We start from the raw sequence: 20879 nt of genomic DNA, 5'->3' as shown, positions 1-20879 counted from the left end.
TTCGCGCCCTTGAATCCGCCTCCGTCCATTCAGTTGGCGTTCAGCCGCCTGGGCGCGTCATAACTTCGCCACGGGCGCACATTCTGTTCGCGCTGCCGGTCGATTGGATTGCGGAGGAGAAAACAAGATGAGGCTCAGGCCCAAAAGCACGAAATTACGATTCGCCGCCGGCATGTTCTTTATCGGGGCGATCTTCGTGCGAGCGCCCTTCGGCGCGGCGCAGCCGGCGCCCGGCGTTTCTCCGCGAATCGCCCTGGTCGTGGGAGAAGCCGCCTACAAGACGGGCCCGCTGTCTTCCGCCGCCAATGACGCCGGCCTCATCGCGGACACGCTGCAGCGCGCGGGCTTCGACGTCGCCGGCGCCGCCGATCTCGATCAGGACGGCCTGCGCAAGGCGCTGCGCGAATTCATCGACAAGGCCGCCGCCGCCGGTCCGGACGCCATCGCCTTCGTCTATATTGCAGGCCGCGGCCTGCAATATGCCGGCGAAAACTACATCGCTCCCGTCGAGGCGGCGATTCCGCGCGCGGCCAATGTCCCGCTGGAGGCGGTGCGGCTGAGCGATTACCTGCAGCCACTGGCGCAATTGCCGCTCAAGGCGCGGGTGGTCGTGCTCGACGCGGCGCGAATCAATTCCTTCGCCCAGACCGGGGAGCCCCTGGCGGGCGGCCTCGCCCTGGTCGAGCCCGGTCCGGGCGGGCTTTACGCCTTCAACGCCGCGCCGGGCTCGGTCGCGCCGAACGAGACTGGCCCCTATGGAGTCTACGCCCAGGCGCTCGCGGAAGCCTTGCGCCAGCCCGGACTGCCGATCGACGAGGCCTTCGCCCAGACTCGCATGCGCGTTTCCGAGGTCACCAAGGGCGCAGTCATTCCGTGGGACGAATCGAAACTCGCCACCGCGCCCGCGCTGATCGCCCGCGCGCCGGACGCGCCGCCGCCGGTCGCCGCCGAGGCCTATACAAGGTTGCAGGCGCGGCCCATCCGTGAATATCCGGTCGAGGACGCCTTCGCCGCCACCCTCGAACGCGACACGATCCAGGGCTACCGCGATTTCCTCGTCGCCTATCCGGACTCGCGCTATGCGCCGCGCGTGCGCGCCATGCTGGCGCTGCGCCGCGAGGCGCTCACCTGGCGGCGGGCCTATCTCGCCAATTCGCCGAACGCCTATTGGAGCTATCTGCGCGCCTATCCGCGTGGCCCCCATGCCGAGGACGCGCGCCTGCGGCTGTCCTATCTGCGCGCGCCTTTGGCGGCGCCGGAGGAGTTCGACGTCGTTGAATTCGACGTGCCGCCTCCTCCGCCGGACGAGGTCGTCTATTTTCGCCGGCCCTATTACGTGTTCGACGATCCGGACTGGGCGCCGCCGCCGCCCTTCGGCTATCTGCCGCCGCCGGTCATGATCGTGGACGAGCCGCCGCCCCCGCCGCCGCACCCCGGATTGCTGCCGCTGCCGATGGTCGTCGCGCCGCTCGTCGGCGCCGCCGTGGCGGCGAAAATGGGCCTGTTCCACGCGCCTGCCGTGGTCCAGACGCAGGTTCCTGCGGCGCAGGATTACTACAATAATTTCAACCGCCGCGCGCAACTCCCGCCGGGCGCCCCGGCGCCTGCGCCGGGCGTCCCGGCTCCGGGGGGCGTTGTGCCTGGCACTCCGGCGCCGGGAGGCGCAGTTCCTGGAACTCCCGCTCCCGGAGCGCCTGTTCCCGGCGCGGCGCCGCCGATTCCACAACCCGGCGGCCTGCGGCCTGCCCTCCCGGCCGCGCCCGGAGCCCCCGCGGCGCCGGCCGTTCCCGGCGCGCCGGCTGGCGCGCCTTTGCCTCATCCCGCCGCGCCCGCAGCGCCGACGGGCGCAGCCCCGGGCGCTCCCGCCGTCCCGGGCGGCGCGCCCCTGCCCCATCCCGGAGCGCCCGCAGCGCCGACAGGCGCAGCCCCGGGTGCTCCCGTCGCCCCGGGCGGAGCGCCTTTGCCGCATCCCGGCGGCCCCGCGGTGCCGACTGGCGCAGCTCCGGTTGCTCCCGCCGTCCCGGGCGGCGCGCCCCTGCCCCGTCCCGGCGGTCCCGCAGCGCCGACTGGCGCAGCTCCGGTTGCTCCCGCCGTCCCCGGTGGCGCGCCCCTGCCCCATCCCGGCGGCCCCGCAGCGCCGACTGGCGCAGCCCCGGGTGCTCCCGCCGTCCCGGGTGGCGCGCCCCTGCCCCGTCCGACTGCGCCAGCGGCGCCGACTGGCGCAGCTCCGGTTGCTCCTGCCGTCCCCGGCGGCGCGCCCCTGCCCCATCCCGGCGGTCCCGCAGCGCCGACTGGCGCAGCTCCGGTTGCTCCCGCCGTCCCGGGCGGCGCGCCCCTGCCCCATCCCGGCGCGCCAACTGGCGCAGCCCCGATTGCTCCCGCCGCCCCTACCGGAGCGCCTTTGCCTCGTCCCACTGCGCCAGCGGCGCCGACCGGCGCGGCTCCGGTCGCTCCCGTCGCTCCGGGCGGAGCGCCTTTGCCCCGTCCGACTGCGCCAGCGGCGCCCGCGCCCCGCGTGGCCCCCGCGCCGCAAGTTGCGCCCGTGCCGCAAGTTGCGCCCGCGCCGATCGCCCCTCGTCCGGCGCCCGCAATGCCGCGTCCCGTCGCCCCGCCTCCGCCTCAGGCTGCGCCTCATGTGGCGCCGCCGCCCGCGCCGCATATCGCCCCGCCGCAGGCTCCGCATGTGGCGCCTCCTCCGCCGCCCCAGCCGCGCATCGCTCCGCCGCCTGCGCCGCATGTGGCGCCACCCCCGCCGCCAGCCGCGCCTCATTTGGCCCCTCCGCCTCCGCGTGTCGCGCCGCCGCCTCCGGCTCCGCATGTTGCGCCGCCGCCTCCGGCGCCCCGCATGGCCCCGCCTCCCCCGGCCCCGCACATGGCGCCGCCTCCGCCTCCCGCCGCGGCGCCCCGTCCCGCCGCGCCTCCACATCCCGGTCGGCCCGGATGCGGAGGGCCGGGCGAGCCGCCCTGCCGCTAAAAACAAAGCCCGCCGCGAAACCTCGCGGCGGGCCTTCCATTTGCCTCAAATCAATCAGAACTCACCCCGGCGCAGGCGCCGCGGCCACAATCATGCCGTCGGCAAACCAGCGGGCCAGATAATTTCCCGCCGCCATCGCCAGTTCTTCCGCTGGCCTTCGAGGATTGGCGAAAGCCAGCAGCGAGCAGATTTCGTCGAAGGGCGCGCCGCCCATGGCCGCGACGAGCGCCATTTCTTCGTCGTCGTCCAGCACGCGGTAGTTCACGTCCAGATCGCGCCGCCATGACAGCAGTCGAACGGCGCCGCCGGACTGAAGCGACGCCTCGCCTGTCTGCGCGGCCTCATAGGCGGCGAGCGCGACCTGGCTGGTTTCGGCAAGGACGACGGCAGGATGAAAGGTTAGTTGCAGACTTGGCCAATCCTCTTCCCTTGTCGCGGCAAGGGCCGAGATCGGAAGCTCCGCCGCGTCCTCGGCGTCGAAGCTTTGCGCCAGCGCCGCCTCGATCGCAGCGACGCCGCAGACGAAGGAATCGCCGGAATAGAGCGGCATGGTCCGCAGAAAATCCGGCAGGCTGGCGCCGAACCAGCGCGCATTGCGAAATGTCGATGGCCGCGCGCGCCAAAAAGCTTCAGCCATCGCGCCGAAGGCCTTTTCGCCGAGCGCCGAGCGCAATACCGGATAATCATTGGCGAGAAATTCCGTCATGCGCAGCCGGAAGCCATCGTGATAGACCGCAAAGGTCTCCGTGACGCTCTCCGCCCGCGCGGGCGGCCGCAGCAGGGCGAGCAGGCGCGGCGAAGGCTCCGCCGCCAGCACGCTCGCCTGAAACAGCGATTGCAGCTCGGCCAGCTTCATGCAGCCACCCTTTCCCCGGCTTGCGCCAACCGCCGCATGAACGCGAGTTCGTCAAGCAGTTCGGAGAAGGGCGGGAAGCGGTCGTCGCGCTCGATCATCGCCGGGATCGGCCCGAATTTCCGGCGCACATAGGAAAAAAGCTCCCAGACCGCGTCGCTGACCGGATGATCGTGGGTGTCAATCTTGTGCGTCTTCAGATCGCTATGGCCCGCGACGTGGATCTGCGCGACGCGCTCCTTCGGGATGCGGTCGAGATAGCTTTTCGCGTCGAAGCCATGATTGAACGCGGATACATGGACATTGTTGACATCGAGCAACAGCAGGCAATCGGCGCGCCGCGCCAGTTCGGCGAGGAAATCCGCCTCGCCCATCTCGTCGTCGGCGAAGGAAACATAGGTCGAGGGATTTTCGAGCGCGATGCGCCGGCCGAGGAAATCCTGCACGCGCGCCGCGCGCTCGACGCAATGGTCCAGCGCCTCCCGCGTCAAGGGCGTCGGCAAAAGATCGTGGAGGTTCAGCCCGTGGGCGCCGGTCCAGGCCAGATGGTCCGACACCAACTCCGGCTCGACGCGCGCGATCAGCTTTTTCAGCGCGCGCAGATAATCGAGGTCGAGCGGATCGGCCGACGCGAGCGACAGGGACACGCCATGCATGCGAATCGGATAATCCGCGCGGATTCGATCCAGCATGGCGAGCGGGCGCCCGCCGGGAACCATGAAATTTTCTGAAATGATCTCGAACCAGTCGACCGGCTGCGGGCTTTCGAGAATTTCGGGGTAATAGACCGTCCTAAGGCCAAGCCCGAAACCCTGCGCGCGGTCCCGGTCAGCCTCTTTTTCGCCCGCCGTCATTGCGCTCTCCGTCGCTGCCTTTGCTCTCCGCGCCCGGGAGGACGCGGAGAGGATCGAAAATGCGATCAGCCGACCGTACCGCCCATCTTGGTGCAGGCGGCGGCGGATTTCTCGATCAGGAAGCCCTGGCCCTTGCAGGAATTCTGGCCCTTGCAGGCGTTATTGGCGGTCTTGCAGGCGCTCGTGCCCTTGCAGGAATTGATTCCCATGCAATGGACCGGCGCCTTTTTGGCCTGCGCCTGGGTGGTGAGGGCGGCGCCGGAAACGGCGAGAGCGATGGCGGCGGCGGCGAGGCTTGCGCCGGAAACAATTTTCATCTGCATGATTCAACTCCCTGAGACCCGCGCCCTGAACAAGGCGCGTCGCGCAGGCGCTCCTCGGCCTGCGAAGAGTTGTACGAAGCGATCCACAAAAGGGTTACACGCCGCGCAAAAAATTTTTAGCCGCCGGTCGTGCTCATATGGCGCGCCGAGGGCGCGAGCGCGCCGGACCATTGCGCGAGGAAATCATGGCCTCGCGGCTTGCGGCGCATGGCGTCGTCGAGCGCGGCGTGCAGCGCGGAATCATCCTTCGAGGCCCGCAGCGGGCCGCGCAGGTCGGTCTGGTCTTCCTGTCCGAGACAGGTATAGAGCGTTCCGGTGCAGGTGACGCGGACGCGGTTGCAGCTGTCGCAGAAATGCTGGCTGAGCGGCGTGATGAAGCCGACGCGGCCTCCCGTTTCCGCGACGTCGAAATAGCGCGCCGGCCCGCCGCTGACATGGGTCGAGGGGGTGAGCGTGAGGCGCTCGGCCAAGGCGGCGGCGACCGCGTCGAGCGGCAACAGGCTTTCGATATTATAGGCGGCGTCTTCGCCAAGCGGCATGGCCTCGATGAAGGAGACGTCCATGCCCCGGCCATGCGCCCATTCGACCAACGGCAGGAATTCGCCCTCATTGCCGCCCTTGAGCGCCACGCAATTCAACTTGACCTTGAGCCCGGCCTCGAGCGCGGCGTCGACGCCCTTCAGAACCTGCGCGATGTCCCCCCAGCGGGTGAGCGCGCGGAATTTTTCGGCGTCGAGCGTATCGAGCGAGACATTGACCCGGCGCACGCCGCAATCCGCGAGCTGGGCGGCATAGCGCGCGAGCTGGGAGCCGTTGGTGGTGAGCGTCAGCTCCTGCAGGCCGCGATCGAACAGGCGCGACAGGCCGCGGAACAATTCCATGACATTGCGCCGCACCAGCGGCTCGCCGCCCGTGAGCCGGATCTTGCGCACGCCGCGCGCGACGAAGGCCGCCGAAAGCCGCTCCAGTTCCTCAAGGGTCAGAAGATCCGCTCTGGGCAGGAAATTCATGTTCTCCGACATGCAATAGACGCAGCGAAAATCGCAGCGGTCCGTGACGGAAAGCCGGATATAATCGATCGTCCGGGCGAAGGAATCGACCAGCGGCCGCGTCGCCGGCGCGGCGGGAGCGGCATGAGAGGGGATTTCGAGTAGGTTCGGGCTCATTCTCTCTATATATGCTTTTTTTCCGACGCATATAGGGCATGGCGCAACAAGCGCGGCGAAAGGAGAACGGGGTGACGAGCGAATCGCATTGGCCGACGACGATCCGTCTCGCGGACGAAGGCCATACGCTGCATGTCGCCTTCGAAAGCGGCGAATCCTACGCGCTTCCGGCGGAATATCTGCGCGTCAACAGCCCGAGCGCCGAGGTTCAGGGCCATTCGCCGGACCAGAAGGTCACCGTCGCCGGCAAGAAGAACGTCAGGATCCTGCGCGCCGAGCCCGTGGGCCGTTACGCCGCCCGGCTGATCTTCGACGACGGCCACGACAGCGGATTTTTCACCTGGGAATATCTGTTCACGCTCGGCGCCGGGCGCGAGACGCTGTGGCAGGCCTATCTCGATGAACTGGCCGCGAAAAACCTGCATCGTTGAGGCCGGACATGGATTGGCTTAGCGATTTCGCCGGCGCCTTGCGCTTTTTCTCCCGCGTTCCGATCCCCGGCCCGATGGAATCGGGCGATTTCCGCCGTAGCCTGCGTCTGGCGCCTCTCGCCGGCGCCCTGCTGGGGCTTGCCGGCGGTCTGGTTTTCGTCGCCGCGCTGGGTCTGCGCCTGCCGGCCGCGACCGCCGCCTTGCTCGCGCTCGGCTTCGGCGCGCTGGTCACCGGCGCCCTGCATGAAGACGGCCTCGCCGATATTGCCGACGGCTTTGGCGGCGGCTTCACCCGCGAGCGCAAACTCGAAATCATGAAGGACAGCCGCATTGGCGCCTTTGGCGCCAGCACGCTGGTCCTGAGCTTCGGCCTGCGCGCCAGCGCGCTGGCGGTTCTGGCGCCGGCGCCGTCCAGCGCATTGCTGGTCCTGATCGCCGCTGGCGCCGTTTCGCGTTGCGCCTGTCTGGCGCCTCTGGTCCTGCTGCCGCCCGCGCGCGCCGATGGCTCGGGCCGGGCGGCCGCCGGAACAGGGGCGGCCTTGCGTCCGGCATTTCTGATCGTCCTTCCGTTCGCTTTCCTGCCCGCCCTGGGCGCTTACGGCGTCTCGACCTGCTTCACGGCTCTCGTCCTGGCTGCGACCGCCGTGCTCGGCCTGTGCGCCCTCGCCCGCGCGCAGATAGGCGGCCAGACCGGCGACGTCGCCGGCGCCGCGCAGCAAGTTGGGGAAATCGCTGTCCTCCTCGCTTTTGCCGCGGCTGCGGTTTAGGCGGTCAGGCGCGCGCCGGCTGCGGCAACGACGGAATGATCGACGAGGGCCAGCGCGTCTTCGACAACGCGAACGTCGGCCCCCCGCTTCACGGCGAAAGTCGCCAGATGGCGGCGAAAGGCGCGCGCGCCGGGCCGGCCCTGGAACAGCCCGAGCATGTGGCGCGTGATGTCGGCGAGGCGGACGCCCTGCCCAAGCTTGCGCTCGATATAGGGCAGGAAGGCTTCGACGGCGGCGCGGCTGCTCTCATGCGGCGCCGGTTCGCCGAACAGCAGCGGATCGACGTCCTGCAACATCGACATATTGTGATAGGCGGCGCGCCCGATCATGACGCCATCCACGAAATCAAGCTGCGCCTTCATGGCGTCGAGCGTTTCAATGCCGCCATTGACGGCGATGGGAACATCCGGCCAGACCGGCTTCAACTCATGCACCAGGGCGTAGTCGAGCGGCGGAATGTCGCGGTTTTCCTTGGGCGACAGGCCCTTGAGCCAGGCTTTGCGCGCATGGACGATCAAGGCGTCGGCCCCGGCGCCGAGCACAGCGCGCGCCATGGCGAACATAGCCTCGCGCGGCTCCTGATCGTCGACGCCGATGCGGCATTTGACCGTGACCGGCAGGCCGGACGCCTCTTTCATCGCCGCGACACAGCGCGCGACCAGTTCAGGCTCGCGCATCAGGCAGGCGCCGAAAGCTCCATTCTGGACCCGGTCGGACGGGCAGCCGACGTTGAGATTGATCTCGTCATAGGCGAATTCGGCGCAGATCTTCGCCGCGCGCGCCAGATCCTGCGGGTCCGAGCCTCCAAGCTGCACGGCAATCGGATGTTCGCAGGCGTCATAGCCAAGCAGGCGTTCGCGGTCGCCATGGATGATCGCGGCGGAGGTGACCATTTCCGTATAGAGCCGCGCCTTGCGCGAGTGCAGCCGCGCCAGCACGCGATAATGCCGGTCGGTCCATTCCATCATCGGGGCAATGCTGAAGCGCCAACTCTCTGGTTTTACAAGCATTTAAATTTCGCTTAGCTCGACTTGTCTCGTTGCTGATCGCCGGATTATCGTCGATTAGATCCTCTTAAAGCTTATTTCCGCTTTTTCCGCCATCGTTTGGTTTTGCCGACGGCCGCTCTTTCTCGCCCGGCGAAGGAAGGAATTGAGGACTGCGCGCCTTTGTTCATGGTTCGAAGTTCAGGGATAGAGCCCGCGCTCGGCAAGACCGCGCAAAACACGTTCGCAGGCGAGGATGAAAGCGGCGGTGCGCAGAAAGACATGCCGCGCCCTTGCCGGGACCGCGGGCCAGACTGTGCTGGACGCGAAAACCCTCGAAATGGCCGATCGAACTATCGTCAATTTCGATGGGAACGTCGACGATCAGCGTCCTTTTGGGCCGACGGAGCGTTTCCGCGAGACAGGCAAGCGAGCCAAGATGAGGCGCCGCCCGCTCCACCTGCGGCAGGAACGCGCCCCATGGGTTCTTCGGGGAAGGCTCGACATAGGAAATGTCGCCGGTGAGAGCTAAGCCGCGATCATTCGTGGGGCTGCCTTTCCCTTCCGCTCAGACGGCTTCCAGCGCCAGAGCGACGCCCATGCCGCCACCAATGCACAAGGCGACGATTCCGCACCGTTTCTGGTCGCGGCGCATTGAATAGATCAGCCGGGTCGTCAATATGGCGCCGGTCGCGCCGATCGGATGGCCATGCGCGATCGCGCCGCCTTCGACATTGACGATGGGTTCAGGCAGACCCAGCTCCTGCATCACGGCGAGCGGGACGGCCGCGAAGGCTTCATTGATTTCGAACCGTTCAACCGCGTCGAGCGTCCAGGCGGCGCGTTCGACCGCCCTCTGGATTGCGGGAACGGGCGCGAGGCCGAACATTCCGGGTTCGACGGCGGCCAATCCATAGCCGGCCAGCCGCGCCATGGGACGCAGATTATTGCGTTCGGCGAAGGCGGATTCCGCCACGATCATCGCCGCCGCGCCGCTGTTGAGCCCGGGCGCATTGCCAGCGGTGACCGTACCACCCTCGCGAAAGGCGGGCCGCAGCTTCGACAACGCCTCAAGCGTCGTATCGGCCCTCGGCGCCTCGTCGCGCGCGAACGAAATTGGGCCGTTGCGGGACGGCGTCTCGACGGGGACGATCTCCTCGTCGAACTTGCCGGCCGCGCGCGACGCGCAGAAGAGGCGCTGCGAGCGCTCCGCGAAACGATCCTGCGCCTCTCGGGTCAACTGGCAGAAGGCCACAAGATCCTCGGCATGCCAGCCGGAATGACGGCCGGAAAAGGCGTCGTCCAGCCCGTCGCGCAGCATGGAATCGTGAATTTGCGCGGGACCGAGGCGATAACCCCAGCGTCCACCTTCGAGCAGATAGGGGGCGCGGTCCATGTTCTCGAAGCCTCCGGCGATGGCGCAGTCGATCTCGCCGCTGACGATCTGCTGCGCCGCCGTGATCACGGCTTGCGCGCCCGAGCCGCAAACGCGATTGACCGTCATGGCGGGAGTCGAGATCGGCGCGCCGCCGCCCAGGGCTGCTTGCCGCGCCGGGTTCTGGCCGCTTCCCGCCTGAATCACATTACCCATGACGACGCCGCCGAGCTTGGCCGGATCGAGGCCGGAGCGCGCCAAGACGGCTCGAACCGCCGTCGCTCCGAGCGACGCCGCCGGAACGGATTTGAGCGAACCGTTGAAAGCCCCGATCGGCGTGCGCACGGCGCAGCAGAGCACAATGTCGCGTCGAGCCATGCCCGGCCTCCCTTCGTCAGCCCCCGGAGAAAACGTGACCGGAGCTGGCTCTCTTGCCTTCAATGACGCGGCAGGGGCCAAATGGTTCGATCCGCGGCCCCGCCTCCGTCGAATTTGTGAGCGGCAAGGGCCACGTCCTTCGCGCCGCGACGCCGGAGCCCGGTCTGGAATGCAACGCCAAGGTCGTCGACGGCGTTAAGATTTAGCCGGGCAAGCCCGCTCATCCGGCATCGCTCCCACCGCCCATGACTCTCGAAACGCTCATCTCGATCAAGCCATTTTGCGAACCCTAGGCGTCGTCCGACAAGGCGGCTCTCGCGCAATTTCGCGCCTCCGCTCCCTCAGATCAGGCGCGCGCGGGGGAAAGAAATCTGGCGCACGAAATTTTGCGCGCCATTCGCGGGAAAAGCAGCGGCGTCGTCAGGGTCGAGGACTTCCTGCAGGAATTCAAGCTTTCGTCGCGCGAGGGGCTGGCGATCATGGCCCTGGCGGAATCGTTGGCGCGGGCGCCCGACAATCCGACCGCCGATCTCCTGCTCGCCGACAAGCTCGCCGCCGGCGATTTCTCGACCCTGATCGACGAAATAGAGGCCTCGGGCTATGGCCTGACGCCGGGTCTGCACACGCGGATCGAAAGCCGGATCGCCGAACTGGCGGCTCGGGCGCCAGCCGGCAACTCTATATCAACCGCAGCATGATTGGCGCCGTCGCCGGCGCGCAGCCTTTTGGAGGACACGGTTTGAGCGGAACGGGCCCCAAGGCGGGCGGGCCCGATTATCTTCGCCGTTTTCTTCGCGAAAGCAGCTTGGCCGTCAACACGGCCTCGTTCGGCGGCGACGCCGGCCTGCTGGCGCAGGAGGATTGACGCGGGCGCCGGGGCGAGGAAATGAAACCCGCCGCCGACTTGTCGGTTGTCTCGGCAGGCGGATGGACCGCCGACCGGGAGGCGCGATGAACCTTCCTTTGTCATCGCGGGCGAATTCGACGCCGGAGCACGGCGCGCAAGCACAGGCCGATGTCCGTTTCCTCTATGGAACCGAGGCGCTGGCGCTGCTGCCTATTCTCCAGCACGAGCGTGACCTTGTCGCCGGCCTCAATACGGCGGGCTTCATCTCCGGTTATCGCGGCTCGCCACTCGGCGCGCTCGACCAGACTCTGTGGCGCAGAGCCGCCGGGCTGAAGGCGCATCATGTCCATTTCGAACCGGGGCTGAACGAGGAACTGGCCGCCACCGCGGTCTGGGGCTCGCAGCAGGTCAATCTGTTCGAAGGCGCGCTCTATGACGGCGTGTTCGCTCTATGGTACGGCAAGGGCCCAGGCGTGGACCGCTCCATGGACGCGCTGAAACACGCCAACGCCGCTGGAACCTCGCGTTTCGGCGGGGTTCTGGCGGTCGCCGGCGACGACCATGCGGCGCGCTCTTCCACCCTGCCGCATCAAAGCGAACATATGTTCGCGGCGGCGATGATCCCGGTGCTCAACCCGTCGAGCGTACAGGAAATCCTCGATTTCGGCCTGCATGGCTGGGCGATGTCGCGCTATTCCGGCTGCTGGGTCGCGCTCAAGGCGACCGGCGACACCGTTGAAAGCTACGCCAGCGTTTCGGTCGATCCCTTCCGCGTGCAAAGCGTCATTCCCGAGGATTTCGTTCTGCCGGCGGACGGCGTGCACATTCGCTGGCCGGACACGCCGCAGGCGCAGGAGTTGCGGCTGCAGCACGTCAAGGTCTATGCCGCCATGGCTTACGCGAGAGCCAATAGGCTGGATCGCATCGTTCTCGACAGCCCGGTCGCGCGTCTGGGCATTGTCTCCACCGGAAAATCCTATCTCGACGTCCGCCAAGCGCTCGACGACCTCCATATCGATGAGGCCCGCGCCGCCGAAATCGGGCTGCGACTCTATAAGGTCGGAATGAACTGGCCGCTGGACGCCGAGGGCATGCGGCAATTTGCGCAAGGGCTCGAAGAAATCCTGGTCGTTGAGGAAAAACGCCAGCTGATCGAATATCAATTGAAGGAGCATCTCTACAATTGGCGCGACGACGTGCGCCCGCGAGTGATCGGCAAATATGCCGACGAAGGCGAATGGGAGGCGCCGCTGCGCGACTGGCAATTGCCGGCGGCGGGCGAATTGACGCCGACAATCATCGCTCGCGTCATTGTCGACCGCATCGCGCGTTTCCACCGCGACGAGGCGCTCGAGGCCCGGCTGGCGCTGCTGGCCGCCAATGAGGCCCGGCCCCAGGCGCTCAAATCGCTGCCTTTGCGCCAGCCTCATTATTGTTCCGGCTGCCCGCACAACACCTCGACCACCGTCCTGCCGGAGGGCAGCCGGGCGATGGCCGGCATCGGTTGTCATTACATGGCGACCTGGATCAGCGCCGACACCACAAAGACTTTTTCGCAAATGGGCGGCGAAGGCGTACCCTGGATCGGTCAGGCGCCCTTTACCAGCACGCCGCACGTCTTCGCCAATCTCGGCGACGGCACCTATCAGCATTCCGGCCTGCTGGCGATCCGCGCCGCAGTCGCAGCGCGAACGCCGATCACCTACAAAATTCTTTACAACGACGCCGTCGCCATGACCGGCGGCCAAAAAGTCGAAGGCGCGCTCACCGTTCCAATGATCGCGCGGCAATTGCTCGCCGAGCGAGTCGCCCGCGTCGTCGTCGTCACCGACCAGCCGCAAAAATATGTCGGCGCCGGGCTGTTGCCGCGCGAGGTGGAGGCGCACGACCGTCGCGACTTGATGAAGGTCGAGAAAGATTTGAGAAAAATCTCCGACGTCACCGCGATCATCTATGACCAGACCTGCGCCGCCGAAAAGCGTCGCCGCCGCAAACGCAAGGAATATCCCGATCCCGCCATCCGCGCCTTCATCAACGAGCGCGTCTGCGAGAATTGCGGCGACTGCTCCGCGCAGTCCAACTGCATGGCGGTCGTCCCGGTCGAGACCCCCTTCGGCCGCAAGCGTCGGATCGACCAATCCGCCTGCAACAAGGATTATTCCTGCATCGAGGGCTTCTGTCCGAGCTTTGTCACCGTTCACGGCGGCGCTCTTCACCGCGCGAAAGGAGGCGGCGATCCGGCCTGGATCGCGAGCCTGCCCGAGCCCGAGCCGGCGCCGCTCGCCGAGCCGTGCAGCATTCTCATCACCGGCGTCGGCGGCACCGGCGTGGTGACGCTCGGCGCGCTAATCGGCGCGGCCGCCGCGCGCGAGGGCAAGAATGTCACCGCGCTCGATATGGCGGGTCTGGCGCAGAAGGGCGGGCCGGTGACGACCCATATCCGGATCGCGCCGGCGACGACGGAATTGCACGCCACGCGCATTGCGTCGGGCGAAACGGCGGTGCTGATCGGCTGCGATCTGGTGGTTTCGGCCTCGCCCGACACGATCTTCAAATTGCGGCCCGATTTTACCCGCGCCGTGGTCAATAATGATTTCTCCATCACCAGCGAGATCGTCCGGACCTTCGCCGCCGAGGCGCGAACCGGCGATCTCGACGCTTTTCCGGATCCGGTCTATCCGCACGAGGAGATGGAAAGCGTGATCGCTGAAGCCTGCGGGCCGGGTCGCGCCGAATTCTTGCCGGCGACGCGGCTCGCGACGGCGCTGATCGGCGATTCCATCGCCACCAATCCCTTCCTGCTCGGCTTCGCCGTCCAGAAGGGCCTGCTGCCGCTGTCGACCACGTCGATCCTTCAGGCCATTGAAGACCATGGCGTCGCCGTTTCGCAAAATCGGCTGGCCTTCAACTGGGGACGACGGGCGGCTCATGATTTCAGCGCAACCACCAAAGCCGCGGGGCTGGATGACGAAAGCAAAGCGGAAGAACCACTCGCCGGGCGGCCTCTGGACGCCATGATCAAGGCCTTGGCGGCGGAGCTGAGCGATTACCAGAATGCGGCGTTTTCGGCGCGTTTTCTGGCGTGCGTCGCTGAGGTTGCGGCGGCGGAGCGGCGAGTCGATCCGGCGAGCGAAAAGCTCGCCCGCGCCTTCGCGCTTGGCCTCTACAAGCTGATGGCGGCGAAAGACGAATATGAGGTCGCGCGGCTTTATGCGCGGCCTGAATTCCTGCAAAAACTGCGCGCGACTTTCGAGGGCGACTTCAACTTGTCCTTCTATTTCGCGCCGCCGATTCTCACTCAGTTCGGCGCTCACGCCCCTCGCAAGCGGCGGTTCGGCGCCTGGGCGCTTCCGGCCTTGCGCCTTCTCTCCGCTCTACGCTTTTTGCGCGGAAGCTGGCTCGACCCGTTCCGCTTCTCGCCCGACCGCAAGCTGGAGCGCGAATTGCTGCGCGACTATGAGCAGATGATGAGCGATGTCGCGGCGCGTCTCTCGGCGGCCAATCTCGATGTCGCGACGGAACTGGCGGCCTTGCCGCAACGCATGCGCGGCTATGGTCCCGTCAAGGCGCGCTACGTCGCGCAGGCGCGAAAACGGCAGGCCGCTCTCAGAAAATTGTTCGACGAGGCGGCGACGACCGAACGGCCATCCATCGCCGCGGCGGATTAAGGCCTGGGGCGGGTCGTCGCCCCGAGGGTTGCGGCAATTCCTTTCGACGCGTTGCAACCGAATGGCGTTTCGCCGGTTGTCGCGGCATCGAAAGGGAGAATGGTTATGCCCCACCATTATACCGACATTTTCGTCGTGCCCGTGCCGATGAAGAATCTCGAGCTTTACCGCCAGCAGGCGGAATTGTTCACCCAGGTCTGGTGCGAGAACGGCGCCTTGTCCTGCGTCGAGCTGGAGGCGGACGACGTCCCTCCCGGAAAGCTGACCTCCTTTCCGCTAAGCGTCGATCTCAAGCCGGATGAAAAGGTATTTGTCGGCTTGACCACTTACGAGTCGCGCGAGAAACGCGACGAGGTTAACGAGAAGGCGATGAAGGACCCACGCATGACCGGCATGGACATGTGCTTCGACGGCAAGCGCATGATTTTCGGCGGTTTCAGGTCCTTCTACGGCGATTAGAGGCTATGGGCCGTAAGCCGCGTCAAGGCGCGGCGGCGCCGCAGGTCCAGAGATATTGTGCGGCATAGGCGCGCCACGGGCGCCAGTTTTCCGCGCGCGCCAGCAACTTGCCCGGGCTTGGGCGCGCGCCGTCGTCGCCGGCCAGAGCGCGCCGCAGGCCAAGGTCGGCCGCCGGGAAAGCGTCAGGTTCGCGCAGCAGCCGCATGGCGATATATTGCGCGGTCCAGTCGCCGACGCCCGGCAACGCGCGCAGCAGCGCCTGCGCATCCTCAGGCGAGCGCGCCGCCGAGAAAAGGTCAGGCGAGCCGGCGGCCGCCGCCGCCATTTTTTTCAGGCTTTCTGCCCGCGCGCGGGTCAGCCCGACGCCGGACAGATCGGCCTCGACCAGCGCCGCCGGCTCCGGGAAGACATGGGTCAGCGCCGGATCGACGCAACGCAGCTTTTCCCCGAAACGCGCCGTCAGCCGCGCCGCCAGCCGGGCGGCCCCGGCGACCGTCACTTGCTGGCCGAGAATCGCTCGCGCCGCCATTTCGAATCCGTCCCAGGCCCCCGGCAGGCGCAGACCGGGGCGAAGGGCGACCAGCGGCGCCAGCGTGGAATCCTTCGCCAGATCGAGCGCAACCGCCTCGGGATCGGCGGCGAGGTCGAAAACCCGGCGCAGCCGCGCGATGATATTGGGCAAGGCCGAGAGTTTGGAAAAGCGCAGGCTCACCCGAAGCGCGGCGGTCGCCGACGGCTCGACGGAAACGATTCCGTGTTCGCCCTGTAACGAAATCGTGCGCCGATAGACGCTCCCCTCGATGGTCTCGACCCCCGCGATCAGGCGCGGGCCGAGAAAGGACACCATGGCCGGCCAGTCATAGGGCGGCTTGTAGCGCAGCAAGAGAATCGTCTCGCCCGCCGCTTTTGCGCCCCCCGCATCGGCGGCGCCCGCGCGGCGCAGCGCCAATGGCGGGCGGCGGTATAGGGCCTGAAAGGTCTCGTTGAAGCGGCGCAGGCTGCCGAAGCCTGACGCCAGCGCGACCTCGGTCATCGGCAGCGTCGTTTCATGGATCAATTGCTTCGCCAGCAGGACCCGTCGGGTCTGGGCGACGGCGATCGGCGAGGCCCCGAGAGTCGCCGCGAATAGGCGACGCAGATGGCGGGCGCCGATTCCGAGGCGCTCGGCAAGCCTCTCGACCGGCGCTTCGTCGAGCGCGCCCAGCTCGATCAAGGCCAGCGCCCGCGAAACTGTGTTCGAGGTTCCGCGCCAGGCGCCGAGGTCCGGCGCGGTCTCCGGACGACAGCGCAGGCAGGGCCGGTAGCCTGCCTCCTGCGCCCCGGCGGCGCTGGCGAAGAAGTCGACATTTTCGCGCCGCGGCGTCCGCGCCGGGCAGATCGGTCGGCAATAGATCCCGGTGGTTTTGACGCCGGTGAAGAAACGGCCGTCAAAACGCGGGTCGCGCGCGCAGATGGCGCGATAGCAGGCGTCATGATCGAGGTCCATGGTATCTATTCTGCGCGTGTTGCAGTAAAAAATCTTGCGATTTTCGGACTCTTCCGTCGCGCCTTCGATGTCCGAAAACCGCCGGATTTTTCGAGACGGATCGGCTATTGTCGCCTCATGTCGGACCATAGCCTTTTCCTTGAATATTCCTCGACGCCGGTCGGCGTGCTGCGCCTCGTGACCGATGCGGACGGCGTCCTGCGCCGGCTCGACTGGGGCGAGGACGACCGGCGGCAAGTTGCGAGCGGAGCGAAGTTCGCGCCGCATCCCCACGTCTCCGAGGCGCATCGCGCACTCAGGGCCTATTTCGACGGCGACCTCGCCGCCCTCGCGGAATTGGCCGCGCAGCCGGAGGGAACCGAGTTTCAGCGCCGGGTCTGGGCGGCGCTGCGCGAGATTCCGGCCGGCGCGACCGCGAGCTATGGCGAAATCGCCTCGCAGGTCGGGCAGAAGCAGGCGGCGCGGGCGGTGGGCATGGCCAATAATCGGAATCCCGTCGCCATCGTCATTCCCTGCCACCGGGTCATCGGCGCCAATGGCGCGCTGGTCGGTTATGGCGGCGGGCTTGATCGCAAGCTCTGGCTACTGCGCCACGAAGGCGCAATATTTTAGAGCTTCTTCAAAGCCCGCGCGACGCGGGAAACCGCCTCACGTCCCAGCACGCCGCTGATCCAGTTCGCGCAATCGACCAGTTTCGGCAGATCGAGCCCGGTTTCGACGCCTGAGCCTTGCATCAGCCAGGCCAGATCCTCGGTGGCGAGATTGCCGGCCGCGCCCGGCGCATAGGGGCAGCCGCCAAGTCCGCCGACCGAGGAATCGAAAACGGCCATCCCCATTTCCAAAGCCGCCCAGACATTGGCGGCCGCCATGCCGTATGTATCGTGGAAATGGCCGGCGAGATTTTCGAGCGGAATTTTTTCCGCGACGGCTTCGATCATGCGTTTCGCCGCAAGCGGCGTCCCCACCCCGATCGTGTCGCCAAGGCTGATTTCATAGCAGCCCTGATTGAACAGGCGTTCGGCGACGCGAGTCACGGCGGCGGGCGCGATTTCGCCCTCATAGGGACAGCCTAGCGCGCAGGAGACATAGGCGCGAGCCCTGACGCCCGCCCGTTTCGCCGCGTCCAGGACCGGTTCGAACCGCGTCAGGGATTCCTCTGTGGAGCAATTGATGTTCTTGCGGCTGAACGTTTCCGAAGCCGCGGCGAAGACTGCGATTTCATTCGCGCCGGCGTCCATGGCGGCTTCAAAACCCTTGAGATTGGGCGTGAGCGCCGAATAGGTCACTTCCGGCGCCCGCCGGATCGCTCGCATCACTTCCGCAGCGTCGGCAAGCTGGGGAATTTTTCGCGGCGAGACAAAAGACGTCGCCTCGATATGGCGGCAGCCGGCAGTGGCCAGCCTTTCGATCAACTCGATCTTGATCGAGCTGGCGACAAAAGCGCTTTCGTTCTGCAAGCCGTCGCGCGGGCCGACTTCGACAATCTTCACAGCCTTGGGCAGCGTCACGCCTCGGCCTCCCGGTCGTCTTGCGACTCGAACCTCAGCAGTTCCGCGCCTTCGCTCACGTGATCGCCGACCGCGTAGAGGAAAGCGACCACGCGCCCCGCCGCGGGCGCCTTGATGACATGCTCCATTTTCATCGCCTCCATCGCCATCAACGACGCGCCTGCGGCGACGATCGTCCCGGGCGCGACAAAAAAGGCGGCCACGCGGCCGGACATGGGCGCGCTCAACTCGTCGCGAGAATCGCGTTTCGCCGCCGTATGGCCGAGCGGATCGACAAAATGAAAGGTCGATCTTCGGCCGCCCATGAAAATGGTCCAGTCGGCGCCGGTCGCGATTGCCGTCGCCGCAAAGCGCCGGCCGTCGATGTTGACCACCATCCTGCCGTCGCCGTCCCGCTCGGCATAAGCGGCGACGGCCGTGTCGCCGCAGGACAAAGCGAAATTTTCACCGCGCGCCAGCGCCCGCACGACATAGGGCTGGTTCGCGCATAGGAAAGTCAGCAGGCGCGGCTCCTCGCGATTGAGCCGCCAATTGTCGCGCGCATTCCATGGCGATGTGGGGTCGCTTACGCTGGGGGGCGTCGCTCTTTCCGACAGCAGCGCGGCCAAAGCCGCGACGAACACAGCCTCCGCCGGCGGCGCCGCGTCGGGCGCGAAAAGCCGGACGCTTTCGCGCGCGATGAGGCTGGCGCCAAGATCGGCAGCGGTGAATGAGGGGCACGCGACCACACGCGACAGGAAAGCGACATTGTTCGCGACCCCGACGATCCGAACCTCCGCGAGCGCTTGGCGCAACCGCGCCAGCGCGCGCTCACGGGTGTCGTCATGGACGATCAGCTTTGCGATCATCGGATCGTAATGAGAACTGATCTCGTCGCCCTGCTCCACCCCGGCGTCGACGCGGACATGAGGGCCTTCTTCCGGTAGCAACAGGCCGACGAGCTTTCCCGTCGCGGGGAGGAAATCTCGCGCCGGATCTTCGGCATAGATTCGGGCCTCGATCGCGCATCCGCGCACAACAATGTCCTGCTGGCGCAGCGGCAGAGGCGCGCCGGCGGCAATGCGCAATTGCCATTCGACCAGATCGAGGCCGGTGACGAATTCGGTGACGGGATGTTCGACCTGCAGGCGCGCGTTCACTTCCATGAAAAAGAAGCCGCCGTCTGGGGCGACGATGAATTCAACCGTGCCCGCGCCGACATAGCCAACGGCCTTCGCCGCCGCGACCGCCGCCGCGCTCATCTCGCGCCGCCGCGCCTCGGAAAGGCCCGGCGCGGGCGCCTCCTCCAGCACTTTCTGATGACGGCGCTGGACCGAGCAGTCGCGCTCGAACAGCGAGACATAGTCGCCGTAACCATCGCCGAAGATCTGGATCTCGATATGGCGCGCGCGCTCGATATATTTCTCGATCAGAACGCTGGCGTCGCCGAAACTCGCCATCGCCTCGCGACGGCAGGAGGCGAGCGCCGCATCAAAATCCGCTGGAGCCTCGACGAGCCTCATGCCCTTGCCGCCACCGCCCGAAGCCGCCTTGATCAACACAGGATAACCGATCGATTCGGCTTCGCGTTTCAAGCGGACGGGGTCCTGGTCGTCGTCATGATAGCTCGGCGCCAGCGGAACGCCCGCCGCCTGCATGAGCGCCTTGGCGCGAGACTTCGAGCCGAAAGCGCGCAAGGCTTCGAGCGGGGGGCCGATAAGGACCAGACCGGCGGCGTCGCAGGCCTCGCGCAAGGCGGGGTTTTCCGAAAGAAAGCCATAGCCGGGGTGGATGGCCTCGGCGCCCGCGGCTTTCGCGGCGGCGACGATCTTGTCGACGGCGAGATAGCTCTCCCGCGCCTCGGCGGGGCCGATGCGGATCGCCTCATCCGCCAGCCGCACATGTCGCGCCCGGGAATCGGCGTCCGAAAAAACGGCGACCGTCGCGACGCCGAGACGCCGCGCGGTGCGGATGATCCGGCAGGCGATTTCGCCGCGATTGGCGATCAGGATCTTGTCAAACAATTTCGGATTCACGCGCGCCACCCCGGAGGCCTCCTTTCGAGAAAAGCGGAGATCCCCTCGCCTGCTTCCGCGCCGGCGCGGATTGTGGCGATGCGGCGCGCCGTGTCTTCGCTCAAGGCATCGTCCAGCGGACGATGGGCGATTTCGCGCAACAAAAGCTTGGCGGAAGCCAGAGCCTCCGGGCCGCCTTGCGACAAGGCCGCCGCGATCTCGCCGATCTTCGCATCGATCGCTTCCGCCGCCGCAATTTCATGGACCAGTCCGAGTTTTTGCGCCGCCGCCGTGTCGATGCGTTCGCCGGTCAGCAGATAGCGGGACGCCTGTCGCACGCCGATGGCGCGCAGCACATAGGGGCCGATGACCGCAGGGATCAGGCCGATCCGGACCTCGGACGTCGCAAAAAAGGCGTCGGTCGAGGCGACGCAAATGTCGCAGGCGGCGGCGAGGCCCATGCCGCCGCCGATCGCCGCGCCATGAACGCGGGCGATGGCCGGCTTGTGGAGTTCGGCAAGCCTGCGCAAAAGAGCGGCGAGACGACGCGCGTCGTCGAGATTTTTTTCAGGTTCGGCTTCCGCATAAGCCTTCATCCAGCCGAGATCGGCGCCGGCGCAGAAACTGGCGCCGCGCCCGGCCAGAACCACGACGCGGGATTGATGGTCTGCCTCCGCTTCACCCAGGGCCTCGGTCAATTCGGCGATCAATTCGGCGTTGAATGCGTTGCGCCGCTCTGGCCGGTTCATCCACAAAGTGACGATCCCGCCGGCGCGCTCGATCTCCACATTCGCAAAAGCCATCCTGGCC

The 20879-nt window shown here is 66.8% G+C and carries 17 protein-coding genes and 1 pseudogene; 7 read left to right on the top strand and 11 right to left on the bottom strand.

Going from position 1 to position 20879, the window contains the following annotated elements:
* Positions 1-127: 127 nt before the first annotated feature.
* Positions 128-2974, top strand: a complete 2847-nt coding sequence (locus tag QM467_RS16590) for a caspase family protein (RefSeq protein WP_283367452.1) — start codon at positions 128-130, stop codon at positions 2972-2974.
* A gap of 61 nt (positions 2975-3035) precedes the next feature.
* Here the strand turns inward: QM467_RS16590 and QM467_RS16585 are convergent, their stop codons facing one another.
* From QM467_RS16585 to moaA, 4 genes are all read right to left on the bottom strand, one after another.
* Complete coding sequence (locus QM467_RS16585; protein ID WP_283367451.1) at positions 3036-3830, bottom strand: HvfC/BufC N-terminal domain-containing protein; 795 nt, start codon at positions 3828-3830, stop codon at positions 3036-3038.
* A complete protein-coding gene (gene bufB / locus QM467_RS16580) occupies positions 3827-4681 on the bottom strand; it encodes an MNIO family bufferin maturase (protein ID WP_283367450.1) in 855 nt (284 codons plus the stop codon). Before bufB ends, QM467_RS16585 begins: the two co-directional genes overlap by 4 nt.
* Before the next feature lie 65 nt (positions 4682-4746).
* Positions 4747-5004 (bottom strand): BufA2 family periplasmic bufferin-type metallophore, encoded by a 258-nt coding sequence (bufA2, locus tag QM467_RS16575; protein ID WP_283367449.1) that lies wholly within the window; start codon positions 5002-5004, stop codon positions 4747-4749.
* Between the two features lie 116 nt (positions 5005-5120).
* Positions 5121-6170: a GTP 3',8-cyclase MoaA gene (moaA, locus tag QM467_RS16570; protein WP_283367448.1), complete on the bottom strand. Its 1050-nt coding sequence runs from the start codon at positions 6168-6170 to the stop codon at positions 5121-5123.
* 38 nt (positions 6171-6208) lie between these two features.
* On the opposite strand from moaA, the gene QM467_RS16565 reads away from it, so the two are divergent.
* Positions 6209-6601 carry a DUF971 domain-containing protein gene (locus tag QM467_RS16565; RefSeq protein WP_283367447.1) on the top strand — a complete coding sequence of 131 codons (393 nt, stop codon included), beginning with the start codon at positions 6209-6211 and terminating at the stop codon, positions 6599-6601.
* Between the two features lie 8 nt (positions 6602-6609).
* Positions 6610-7368 carry an adenosylcobinamide-GDP ribazoletransferase gene (cobS, locus tag QM467_RS16560; protein ID WP_283367446.1) on the top strand — a complete coding sequence of 253 codons (759 nt, stop codon included), beginning with the start codon at positions 6610-6612 and terminating at the stop codon, positions 7366-7368.
* Here the strand turns inward: cobS and dusA are convergent.
* The 3 genes from dusA to QM467_RS16545 form a co-directional block, all read right to left on the bottom strand.
* Complete coding sequence (gene dusA / locus QM467_RS16555) at positions 7365-8378, bottom strand: tRNA dihydrouridine(20/20a) synthase DusA (protein ID WP_283367445.1); 1014 nt, start codon at positions 8376-8378, stop codon at positions 7365-7367. The genes cobS and dusA overlap by 4 nt on opposite strands.
* Before the next feature lie 163 nt (positions 8379-8541).
* Positions 8542-8814 (bottom strand): Glu/Leu/Phe/Val dehydrogenase dimerization domain-containing protein, encoded by a 273-nt coding sequence (locus QM467_RS16550; protein WP_283367444.1) that lies wholly within the window; start codon positions 8812-8814, stop codon positions 8542-8544.
* 108 nt (positions 8815-8922) lie between these two features.
* On the bottom strand, positions 8923-10107 hold the full coding sequence (locus QM467_RS16545; RefSeq protein WP_283367443.1) for a thiolase family protein: 1185 nt from the start codon (positions 10105-10107) through the stop codon (positions 8923-8925).
* A 584-nt stretch (positions 10108-10691) separates the two neighbouring features.
* Between QM467_RS16545 and QM467_RS16540 the strand changes: the two are divergent.
* From QM467_RS16540 to QM467_RS16530, 3 genes and pseudogenes are all read left to right on the top strand, one after another.
* Positions 10692-10972, top strand: a pseudogene (locus QM467_RS16540) (aldehyde dehydrogenase family protein); the annotation flags it as partial.
* A gap of 86 nt (positions 10973-11058) precedes the next feature.
* Positions 11059-14622 carry an indolepyruvate ferredoxin oxidoreductase family protein gene (locus QM467_RS16535; RefSeq protein WP_283367442.1) on the top strand — a complete coding sequence of 1188 codons (3564 nt, stop codon included), beginning with the start codon at positions 11059-11061 and terminating at the stop codon, positions 14620-14622.
* A 99-nt stretch (positions 14623-14721) separates the two neighbouring features.
* Complete coding sequence (locus QM467_RS16530) at positions 14722-15081, top strand: DUF1428 domain-containing protein (protein WP_342395136.1); 360 nt, start codon at positions 14722-14724, stop codon at positions 15079-15081.
* A 22-nt stretch (positions 15082-15103) separates the two neighbouring features.
* Here QM467_RS16530 and QM467_RS19840 read toward each other — a convergent pair whose 3' ends face one another.
* Entirely contained in the window at positions 15104-16567 is a 1464-nt protein-coding gene (locus QM467_RS19840; RefSeq protein ID WP_342395135.1) for a DNA-3-methyladenine glycosylase 2 family protein, read from the bottom strand.
* A 117-nt stretch (positions 16568-16684) separates the two neighbouring features.
* Between QM467_RS19840 and QM467_RS16515 the strand changes: the two genes are divergently transcribed.
* Positions 16685-17179, top strand: coding sequence for a methylated-DNA--[protein]-cysteine S-methyltransferase (locus QM467_RS16515; RefSeq protein WP_283367441.1), 495 nt, complete (start codon positions 16685-16687; stop codon positions 17177-17179).
* On the opposite strand, the gene QM467_RS16510 is transcribed toward QM467_RS16515, so the two are convergent.
* The 3 genes from QM467_RS16510 to QM467_RS16500 are packed head-to-tail and all read right to left on the bottom strand — an operon-like array spanning position 17176 to position 20872.
* Entirely contained in the window at positions 17176-18075 is a 900-nt protein-coding gene (locus tag QM467_RS16510) for a hydroxymethylglutaryl-CoA lyase (RefSeq protein ID WP_283367440.1), read from the bottom strand. The genes QM467_RS16515 and QM467_RS16510 overlap by 4 nt on opposite strands.
* Complete coding sequence (locus QM467_RS16505; protein WP_283367465.1) at positions 18072-20078, bottom strand: acetyl/propionyl/methylcrotonyl-CoA carboxylase subunit alpha; 2007 nt, start codon at positions 20076-20078, stop codon at positions 18072-18074. Before QM467_RS16505 ends, QM467_RS16510 begins: the two co-directional genes overlap by 4 nt.
* A gap of 8 nt (positions 20079-20086) precedes the next feature.
* Positions 20087-20872 (bottom strand): enoyl-CoA hydratase-related protein, encoded by a 786-nt coding sequence (locus QM467_RS16500; RefSeq protein ID WP_283367439.1) that lies wholly within the window; start codon positions 20870-20872, stop codon positions 20087-20089.
* Positions 20873-20879 lie beyond the last annotated feature (7 nt).

Source organism: Rhodoblastus sp. 17X3, assembly GCF_030056575.1.
Classification (GTDB): domain Bacteria; phylum Pseudomonadota; class Alphaproteobacteria; order Rhizobiales; family Beijerinckiaceae; genus Rhodoblastus.
This window is presented reverse-complemented; position numbering and strand designations above follow the sequence as displayed.